Raw genomic sequence first — 10,677 nt, 5'->3', positions numbered from 1 at the left:
GGAGCGAGGGAACCATCAGCACAGCACCGACGGTCGCAGCGGAGCCGAGCGCTAGCGAGGCGCGGCTGTGACCGAGCGCGACGAGAAGACACTCGCTTACCTCAAACGGCTGACCCTCGAATTGCAGAGCACGAAAAGGCGGCTCGAGTGGTTCGAACAGTTGCACGGCCCGATCGCGATCGCGATCGTGGGCGTCGGCTGTCGGTTCCCGGGTGGCGTCGGATCGCGGGCGGCGCTGTGGCAGTTGGTTGCCGACGAACGCGACGCCGTCGGCGATTTCCCGACCGACCGCGGCTGGGGCGACCTGTATGACCCGGACCCGGACGCGCACGGCAAAACGTATACGCGGGCCGGTGCGTTTCTCTATGACGCCGCGGAATTCGACGCCGAGTTCTTCCGGATCAGCCCGCGTGAGGCGCTGGCGATGGATCCGCAACAGCGGGTGCTGCTCGAGGTCGTCTGGGAGGCGCTCGAGGACGCGGGTATCGACGCGATGTCGTTGCGGGGCAGCGATACCGGCGTCTTCGCCGGTGTCAGCGGCTGCGTGTACGGACTGGGTAATGACGACGACGGGCTCGACGGTTACCGGATCAGCGGAAATCTGCCGAGCATCGTGTCGGGTCGAGTGGCCTACACCTTGGGCTTGGTCGGGCCCGCGGTATCCGTCGACACCGCATGCTCGTCGTCGCTGGTCGCGATCCATCAGGCGTGCGCCGCACTGCGGGCGGCCGAATGTGGCCTGGCACTGGTGGGTGGGGTGACCGTATTGACGATGTCGACGATGTTCACCGACTTCGGCCGACAGCGGGGGCTCGCACCGGACGGCCGCTGTAAGTCGTTCGCCGATTCCGCCGACGGCGTGTCGTGGGGCGAAGGTGCCGGAGTGCTTGTCCTGGAACGACTCTCGGACGCCGAAGCCAACGGGCATCGGGTGCTCGGCGTTATCCGTGGCAGTGCGGTCAACCAGGATGGTGGTAGCAACGGACTGACCGCGCCCAATGGCCCGTCGCAGGAACGTGTGATCCGAGCCGCGCTGGCGAATGCCGGACTGTCGCCCTCGGATGTCGACATTGTCGAGGGGCACGGCACCGGAACGACGCTCGGCGATCCGATCGAGGCGCAGGCGCTGCTGGCCACCTACGGCCGCGGCCGGGACCAGCCGATGTGGTTGGGCTCGGTGAAATCGAATATCGCGCATTCGCAGGCCGCGGCCGGTATGGCGGGCGTGATCAAGATGGTCGAGGCGATGCGGCATCGAGTGCTGCCACGCACACTGCATGTGGATGCTCCGTCGTCGCAGGTGGATTGGCGCCAAGGCAATATCAGGCTGCTGACCGAAGCGCGACCGTGGGAGTCGGTGGACGGTCGGCCGCGGCGTGCGGGGGTGTCGTCGTTCGGGATCAGCGGTACCAACGCGCATGTGATCGTGGAGGAAGCACCGACGCCGGTGCTCGAACCCGAATCGACCCGGTCGCTACCGGTCGTGCCGTGGGTGCTGTCCGGTCGGACCGCGGGAGCTGTTGCCGCGCAAGCCGATCGGCTGCTCGAGTGGCTGGACGACAATCCCGAGGCGTCGGCACTCGACGTCGGCGCGGCCTTGGCCCAGCGGGCACGGCTCGAGCACCGAGCGGTCGTGGTCGGCGCCGATCGGACGGAACTGGCCGCGAGGCTGTCTGAAATCGTTTCGGCGCGTGGACTTTCGGGTGAAACAGTATTCGTCTTTCCCGGGCAGGGTGCGCAGCGGGTCGGGATGGCCGCGGAGCTGTTCGAAACCTTTCCGGTGTTCGCGGACGCGATTCGCGCGATCTGCGACCCCGCATGGCTGTTCGACCCCGACACCGACCTCGACCGGACGGACCATACCCAGCTCGCATTGTTCGCGGTCGAAACCGCCTTGTTCCGGCTGCTCGAGTCCTGGGGCATCATGCCGGATCTGCTGATCGGGCATTCGATCGGCGAGATCACCGCGGCGCATGTCGCCGGGGTCTTGTCGCTCGAGGATGCCGTGGAATTGGTCACCGCGCGCGGTCGGCTCATGGCGGCGCTACCTGCGGACGGCGCGATGCTGGCTGTGGCAGCCGACGAGGTCGGCGCGTTGCCGAGCGGGATTTCGTTGGCGGCGGTGAATGCGCCCGGGTCGATAGTCGTGTCCGGTCCGGCGGCCGCGATCGACGAACTCGAGTCGCGGTGGGCCGACCGGCGCACCCGGCGACTGCGCGTGTCGCATGCGTTCCATTCCGAGTCGATGGCGCCGATGCTGGCCGAATTCGGCACTGTGCTGCGGAAGTTGACGTTTCGGCCGCCGCGGATACCGATCGCGTCCAACGTCACTGGAAGGTTCGAGTCCGAGCTGTTCACCGACCCGGACTATTGGGTGCGCCAGGTTCGGGAGCCGGTTCGATTCGGCGATGGCGTCGCGGCCGCGGTGGCCGCCGGTGGCATTCGGTTCGTCGAGGTCGGGCCGGGCAGTTCGGCCTCGGCGATGGTCGCCGAGACAGTTGATAGCGAAGCCGCGGTGACGGTCGCGGTGCTGCGGCGCGAGCAGCCCGAGGTGCGGTCGGTTATGGCCGGGGTCGCTCGGTTGTTCACCGCGGGCGTCGCGGTGGATTGGCCAGCCGTCTTCGCGGGCACCGGTGCGCGTCGAGTGGACCTGCCGCTGTATGCCTTCGATCGGCAACGCTATTGGCTGACACCATCGTCGCACGGTCGCTCGGACGCCGGGCTGTCGCATCCGATCCTGACGGCGGTGCTCGAGGAACCCGACACCGGCGGGATGCGCCTCACCGGACAGCTGTCCTCGCTGACTCAGTCGTGGCTGGCCGATCATCGCGTTCTCGGCCACCTGCTTTATCCCGCAACGGGTTTCGTGGAGCTGGCACTGCGGGCGGGCGCGGCGTGCGGGTGCCCCGTGCTGCGTGATCTGACGCTGCTGACACCGCTGGCGGTTCCGGCGACGGGTTCGGTCACGGTGCAGGTGTCGGTGCGCGCCGATGACGGGACCGGCGAGCGGGCGTTCGCGGTCTACGCGAACTCCGCCGGCTCCTGGACGTGCCACGCGGAAGGTGTACTCGCGCAGCAACAAGCCGCCGATGCGGGCTTCGCGGGATTCGGCGACTGGCCACCTGCCGGGGCGGTCGAGGTCGACGCGGCCGCGATCTATGACCGGCTCACCGACGCGGGCCTCGACTACGGCCCCGCATTCCGCGGGCTGCGTCGGGTATGGCGGCATGGCGACGTGTGGTTCGCCGAGGCAGCGGCGGATGAAATCAGCTCCGGTGCCGAGCAATTCGCGATGCATCCGGTTTTGCTCGATGCGGTACTGCATACGCAGGCGCTGGCGCGCGGTGCGGACGAACTCGCACCGATGGTGCCGTTCAGCTGGGAAGGTGTCGTGGCGCATTCGGTCGCCCGTGGTGCCGTGCGTGCCCGGCTCACCCCGGTGGGGCCGGGCGGCGTGGCGATCGATATCACCGACGATGCGGATGTCCCAGTGCTGTCGGTGCGGTCGTTGACGATGCGTCGAGCGTCGGTCGACCGGCTCGATCGGACACTGCATATGGTCGACTGGCGTCCGGTCGATGCGCACTCGGCCGCTCCGGTGACCTGGGCCGCGTGGGGCGGCGACACGGTACCCGATGTCGTTGTCGCGGACTTCCGGCGTACCGCGCCAGCGCTCCCGTCCGATGTGCGGTCTGCGACGCGGACCGCCCTGAAGATGTTGCAGGACTGCACGAGTGACGATCGGTACGCGCGTGCTCGGCTACTTGTGGTCACCTCCGGTGCGGTCGACGTTCCCGGCGAGGGCGTCGTCGATCTCGCCGGTGCCGCTGTGTGGGGCCTGGTGCGGTCGGCACAGGCGGAGCATCCGGATCGGTTCGTGCTCGCCGATATCGACGTCGAACTCGATGACGAATCTGTCGCGCGAGTGGTCGGTACGGCGGAACCGCAGATCATATTGCGCGGCGATGTGATCCGGGTAGCGCGTCTGGTACGGATGGCACCGACCGAGCCGATGTCACCTGAGCCGCCGCTGACCGATGGGGCCGTGCTGATCAGCGGTGGCACAGGAGATCTCGGTATCGCGGTCGCACGGCATCTCGTCGCGAAGCACGGTGTGCGCGACATCGTGCTGGCGAGCCGTCGCGGTGCGGCCACGACCGTTGCCGACGAACTCCGCGCGGCGGGCGCGCTCGTACAGGTCGAGCGTTGCGACGTCACGGACCGGAATGCGGTGGAACGGTTGGTGTCCGCGATCGTCGCCGAACGGCCGCTCATCGGTGTGGTCCACGCCGCGGGTGTCCTGGACGACGGCGTCATCACATCGCTGACCCCCGAGCGACTCGACGCGGTCCTGGCGCCGAAGGTGTCGGGCGCATGGAATCTGCACGAGGCGACCGCGCGGTCGAACCTGTCGATATTCGTGCTCATTTCTTCGGCCGCGGGTGTGTTCGGCGCTCCGGGACAGGGGAACTACGCCGCCGCGAACGCATATCTCGACGCGCTCGCGGCATACCGCCGGGCAGACGGTGCGGTCGGTGTCGCGATGGCATTCGGACCGTGGGAGAGCGGCATGAGTGGGCGACTGGAGGATGCGGCGCGCAAACGCCTCGCCCGCACCGGCATTCGTGATCTGGCCCCCGCAGCCGCGCTGGCCGCCTTCGACCAGGCGCTGCGGGTGCGGCAGCCGGTCGTCGTGCCCGTCGGCCTGGATCTCGCGGCCGCGGACCCCGGCTCCGAGCTGCCGCCGATCTTCGCGGCGCTGGCGCCGACGCAACGTTCCATCGCACGCGCAGCAGCCATGTTCGCCGGGCTCTCACCCGCGAAACGTCGTGCGGAGATCCTCCAACTCGTCCGCACGCACACCGCGGCGGTCCTCGGGCATCCGGGCCCGGCGGCGATCGCGCCGGATCGGCCCTTTCAGGAGATGGGGTTCGACTCGCTCGCGGCAGTGCAGCTCCGCAACCGGATGAGAGCGGCGACCGGCGTCGATCTCGCCGCCACGGTCGTTTTCGACTATCCGACCCCCGCGGCGATCGGCGAATATCTCGCCGCCGAACTCGCCGGGCGTGCTGATGATCCGGCCGTCGACACGGAGGAACGGATCCGTGCGGCGCTCGGCGCGATTCCGCTCGACCGGCTCCGCACGGCCGGGTTGCTCGACCAGTTGCTCGACCTGGCCGGTGCCGCGACCGCACCGGACGAGTTGGTCGGCAGCAGGGCCGAGCAGATCCGAGATATGGATGAGGAGAGCCTGATCCGCATGGTCCTCGGTGATCCGGACAGTCCGGCATGAGCGGCTCGGATACCAGGTTGGTCGAGGCGCTACGGCGCTCGGTCCTGGAAAACGACGAACTGCGGGCAACGAATCAGCGGTTGACCGCCGCACTCGCCGAACCCATCGCGATCGTCGGAGCCGCCTGCCGCCTGCCCGGCGGCGTGACGTCGCGAGATCAGCTGTGGGACCTGGTCGCCGACGGCCGCGACGCGATCGGTGCCTTCCCGGTCGACCGCGGCTGGGACCCCGACCTCTACGATCCCGACCCGGACGCGGTAGGCCGGTGCTACGTGCGGGAGGGCGGGTTCCTCTACAACGCGGGCGATTTCGATGCCGGATTCTTCGGCATCAGCCCGCGCGAAGCCCTCGCCGCCGACCCACAGCAGCGGTTGCTGCTCGAGGTTTCGTGGGAGGCGCTCGAGGACGCGCGGCTCGATTCGAACTCGTTGCGGGGCAGCGACACCGGTGTTTTCGCGGGTGTGATGTACCACGACTACGGGCAGATGAACCAGCTGGGCTCGATCGTCTCCGGCCGAGTCGCCTACTCGCTCGGCCTCACCGGTCCGGCGGTCACCGTCGACACCGCCTGCTCCTCGTCGCTGGTGGCACTGCATCAGGCGGTGGCGGCGTTGCGGGCGGGTGAGTGCGGTCTTGCTCTGGTCGGTGGCGTGTCGGTCATGGCGACGCCAGGTGTCTTCGTCGAAATGTCGCGGCAGCGTGGGCTTTCGCCGGACGGCCGCTGCAAGTCCTACGCGGCCGCGGCCGACGGGGTCGGCTGGTCCGAAGGCGCGGCAATGGTTGTGCTCGAACGGCTTTCGAGCGCCCGGCGCAACGGCAGGCGCATCCTGGCGGTGGTGCGCGGGTCGGCAGTGAATCAGGACGGCACCAGCAACGGGCTGACCGCACCGAACGGACCAGCGCAGGAACGGGTGATCCGCGCCGCGCTGGCCAATGCCGGGCTCGGCACCGACGATATCGACGTCGTCGAGGGCCACGGCACCGGAACGACGCTCGGTGACCCGATCGAAGCGCGCGCGCTGGTCGCCACATACGGCAGCAAGCGGGATCGGCCGATCTGGCTGGGCTCGATCAAGTCGAACGTCGGTCACACGCAAGCCGCCGCGGGTGTCACCGGCGTGATCAAGATGGCGATGGCCATGCGGCACAATACGATGCCTTCGACACTGCACGTCGATGCGCCGAGCCCGCACGTCGACTGGTCCGCCGGAGCCGTGCGGCTGCTCACCGAATCGCAGCCGTGGCCGCAGGGGGAGCGGCCGCGCCGTGCCGCCGTGTCGTCGTTCGGCATCAGCGGCACCAACGCTCATGTGATTCTGGAAGAGCCACCGGCCGAGCCGGTCCCGGTCCGCGAGGTGCCGTCACCGCCGGTCGTGCCGTGGGTGATCTCCGGGAGGACCGCGGCAGCGCTTACCTCGCAGGCGGACCGTATTCGAGACCGGGTGGTGGCCACACCGGAGCTCAGTCCGGCCGATGTCGGTGTGTCCCTCGCGGACCGCGCTCGGCTCGAGCGCCGGGCCGTCGCGGTGGGCACCAGCCGCGCGCAATTGCTTGCGGCGCTTGCGGATCCGATCGTGGGGCACGTGATAACCGGGAAGACGGCGTTCGCTTTCCCCGGCCAGGGCGCACAGCGACTGGGAATGGGACGCGGGCTGCACGCGGCGTTCCCGGTATTCCGCACCGTGTTCGACGATGCGCTGGCTGCCGTCGAGCAGCACCTGTCCGCCGAGTTGCGGCCCGTGCTCTGGGGTGTGGACGAACCGGCGCTGACGCAGACGATGTTCGCGCAGAGCGGCTTGTTCGCCGTCGAGGTCGCGCTGGCCGCGCTGCTCGAATCGTGGGGCGTCGTGCCGGATCTCGTCCTCGGTCATTCGGTCGGCGAGATTGCCGCCGCGTACGTTGCCGGAGTTCTGTCGCTGGAAGATGCCGCGCGGGTCGTCGCAGCGCGCGGCAGACTGATGCGGGCACTGCCCACCGGCGGCGCGATGCTCGCCGTCGCGGCGAGCGCGAGCGAAGTGCTGTCGCTGCTGCCGGACGGTGTCGAGATCGCCGCGGTGAACGGACCAGCCGCCGTTGTGCTCTCGGGCGACGCCGACCGATTGGCGACGACCGCGGCGGAATTCGCCCGTCGCGACTGGAAGACCACCAGACTCGCGGTCTCCCATGCCTTCCACTCGGCAGCCATGGATCCGATTCTCGACGAATTCGCCGCCGTCATCGCGGACATCACCGTCGGTCCGCAACGGCTGCCGGTCGTATCGACCATGACCGGCGATTTCGCGCCCGAGGATTTCGGTACTCCGCGGTACTGGCGACGGCAGCTGCGACAACCAGTCCTGTTCGCGGACAGTGTCGCCGCCGCGGCCGCAGACGGCGCGGTACGGTTCGTGGCGGTGGGGCCGGGGGCCGCATTGGCCGCGATGATCGCCGCCGCCGTCGATATCGAGGCCGTATCGGTGCCGCTACTGCGCGGCGACGGCGACGAGATCGAGTCGCTGGTCACGGGGCTCGGCCGCTTCGACGTCACCGGCGGTGCGGTGGACTGGACCCGCTATTTCGCGGGTTCCGGCGCGCGCCGCGTCGACCTGCCGTTGTATCCGTTCCAACGGCAACGCTTCTGGGCGGTGCCCACGGGTCGCGACGTGACGGGCGCCGGTCTCGGATCCTCCGGACACCCGTTGGTCGGCGCGGTCGTGGAATCGCCCACCTCCGGTGGCGTCGTACTGACCGGACGGCTCTCGCTGCAATCGCAGCCGTGGCTGGCCGAACACCGCATCTTGGGCCGTGCATTGCTGCCCGGTGCCGGGTTCGTCGAACTGATGGTGCGTGCCGGTGACGAAGTCGATTGTTCCGTCGTGCAGGACATGACGATTCGGGCACCGCTGCCGATTCCGGAGGCGGGCGGCGTCGCGGTGCAGGTCGTCGTCGACGGCGCGGACACCGACGGGCATCGCGCGATCGCGGTGTACTCGCGACGCGACCGAGTGCGGGACTGGACGCTGCATGCCGAAGGAACGCTGGTGAATTCGACGGCGGAACCGGTGCCGCACCCGTCGGTCTGGCCGCCGGAGGGGGCGACGGCTCTCGATGTCACCGCCGGTTACGAACATCTGGCCGAGCGCGGGTACGGCTACGGTCCTGCCTTCCGCGGGGTGCGACGGCTGTGGCGATCCGGCGACGAGATCTGTGCCGATGTCGTCCTCCCCTCCGCTGCCGGTGATCCCGAAGGGTTCGGGATCCATCCCGCACTGCTGGACGCGGTACTGCACGCGGGCTTGCTCGCGGTCCGCGGTGAAGTAACCGCACTGCCGTTCGCCTGGCAAGATGTTGCCCTGCACGCGGCCAGGCCGAGCGCTGTCCGGGTCCGCATCAATCCGACCGGCGGCGAGGGAGTCTCGGTCGTCGTCACCGACGAAGCCGCGCGTCCGGTCTTGTCCGCAGGCCGGATCGTCGCCCGTCCCGTATCGGTTGACCAACTGAACAGCGAAGCGGCAGAGCATGATTCGCTGTTCAGAATCGAATGGCTTCCGGTCGATGCGGGTATCGACGATGGCACCGTGTGGCAGCCGTGGGAAGAGGCCGCGACATCCGACCGTGTCGCGGCGGTGGTCGTCGCTCATTGCGCAGGCGGATCAGACGCGGTGCCGGTGCAGGTCCGCGCGACGGTCGGGCGGATGCTCACTATCCTGCAGGCGTTTCTGAGCGAGGAAAGATTCGCCGACAGCCGCCTTTTGGTGCTGACCGACGGCGCGGTGGCGTTGCCCGGCGAGGACGTCGCGGATCTCGCGGCTGCGGCTGCTTGGGGCTTGGTCCGCTCGGCGCAGGCCGAGCAACCGGGCCGGATCGTGCTCGCCGACGTCGATAGCGACGTGCCCGTCGGTGCGCTGGTCGCCACCGGCGAATCCGAAATCGCTGTCCGCGCACGGCGATACCTCGTGCCTCGGCTCGTCCCGGTCGGTGGCCGGAAAACAACGGGTCCGGACCTTGCGGCTGGCAGCGTGCTGGTCACGGGTGGCACCGGCGCACTCGGCGCACAGGTCGCCGAGCACCTGGTGCGCGCGCACGGTGCGCGACACCTGCTGCTCGTCGGCCGTCGCGGTGCCGCGGCGCCCGGGGCCGACGACCTGCTGGCCCGTTTGCGCGCCCTCGGCGCCGAAGTGGATATCGTCGCATGCGATATCGCGAATCGAGATGCGGTGAGCGCGTTGCTTTCCGGCATTCCCGCGACACGGCCGCTGGTCGGTGTGGTGCATACGGCGGGCGTGCTCGACGACGGAATCGTCGGCTCGCTCACCGACGAGCGTCTCGACGCCGTATTCGCGGGGAAGGTCGACGGCGCCTGGCACCTGCACGAGCTGACCAAGGACGCGAACCTCGAACTATTCGTGCTGTTCTCGTCGGTCGGCGGGCTGATCCTGCCGATCGGCCAGGGCGGCTACGCGGCGGCCAACGTATTCCTCGACGCGCTCGCCGCGCATCGGCGGGCCGCCGGACTGCCCGCGACTTCGATGGCGTGGGGTCCATGGGAGGGCGCGCGAATGGGGTTGGCGCTCAACGCCCTACAGTTGCAGCGCATCCGCCGCAGCGGCGTCCTGCCGCTCGCGCCCGAGACCGCGATGCGGCTGTTCGACGCGGCGATCAGCGGATCCGACCCGATGGTGCTGCCCGCGCACATCGACCGGTCGGCGCTGCGCCGCGGCGCCCGGGAACTGCCTGCGCTGCTGCGTGCGCTGGTGCCCACCGCCGCCCGGCGGCAGGCACAATCCGACGACGCGCCCGCGGACGTGCGGGCGAAACTCGCCGCGCTGCCGAGCAGTGCGCGCCGCGACTACCTGAGCGAGCTGATGCGCCGAATGGTCGCCGACGTACTCGGGCACGGCGCACCGTCGGACATCGATCCCGAAACGGCGTTCAACGACCTGGGTTTCGACTCGCTGGCCGCCATCGAACTCAGGAACAGGCTCAGAGCCGCCACCGGCCTCAATGCGGGCGTCGCGGTGGTATTCGACTACCCGACGGTCACCAAACTGTCCGGATGGCTGGCGCAGAGCCTGGGATTCGGCGACGAGCCGCGCGAAGACCGCTCGACCGACGCCGATATCCGCCGCAGGCTCGCCACGATTCCCATCGCCACGCTGCGCAGCAGCGGCATCCTGGACGCATTGCTGCGGCTGGCGACGCCGAGCGAACCGGCCGAACCCGAGACCGGCGACGAGCCCTCGATCGACGATATGGATTCCGACGAGCTGATCCGTCATATCCTCACCTCGCAGCAACGACCGGACCGGGAGCAATCATGACCTCGACCGACGAATTGCTGAACGCGCTGCGCGTCGCCGCCAAGGAGAACGCGCACCTGCAGAAGGAGATCGCGGCGCTGCGCC

At 69.2% G+C, this 10,677-nt stretch carries 2 protein-coding genes and 2 pseudogenes; all 4 read left to right on the top strand.

The annotated features are described in order from the left end of the window. Positions 1–67: 67 nt before the first annotated feature. The 4 genes and pseudogenes from ACQP1T_RS21495 to ACQP1T_RS21480 all read left to right on the top strand — a co-directional run bounded on the left by ACQP1T_RS21495 (position 68) and on the right by ACQP1T_RS21480 (position 10,593). On the top strand, positions 68–5,293 hold the full coding sequence (locus ACQP1T_RS21495) for a type I polyketide synthase (protein WP_433754836.1): 5,226 nt from the start codon (positions 68–70) through the stop codon (positions 5,291–5,293). Then, positions 5,290–5,370 (top strand): annotated as a pseudogene (locus ACQP1T_RS21490) (polyketide synthase docking domain-containing protein); the annotation flags it as partial. The gene ACQP1T_RS21495 and the pseudogene ACQP1T_RS21490, both read left to right, overlap by 4 nt. A gap of 21 nt (positions 5,371–5,391) precedes the next feature. Beyond that, positions 5,392–8,754: pseudogene (locus ACQP1T_RS21485) on the top strand (type I polyketide synthase); the annotation flags it as partial. 96 nt (positions 8,755–8,850) lie between these two features. Next, on the top strand, positions 8,851–10,593 hold the full coding sequence (locus ACQP1T_RS21480; RefSeq protein WP_433762295.1) for a type I polyketide synthase: 1,743 nt from the start codon (positions 8,851–8,853) through the stop codon (positions 10,591–10,593). Positions 10,594–10,677 lie beyond the last annotated feature (84 nt).

Origin of the sequence: Nocardia sp. CA-135398 (assembly GCF_050955845.1) — a bacterium.
In the GTDB taxonomy this organism is placed as follows: domain Bacteria; phylum Actinomycetota; class Actinomycetes; order Mycobacteriales; family Mycobacteriaceae; genus Nocardia.
This window is presented reverse-complemented; position numbering and strand designations above follow the sequence as displayed.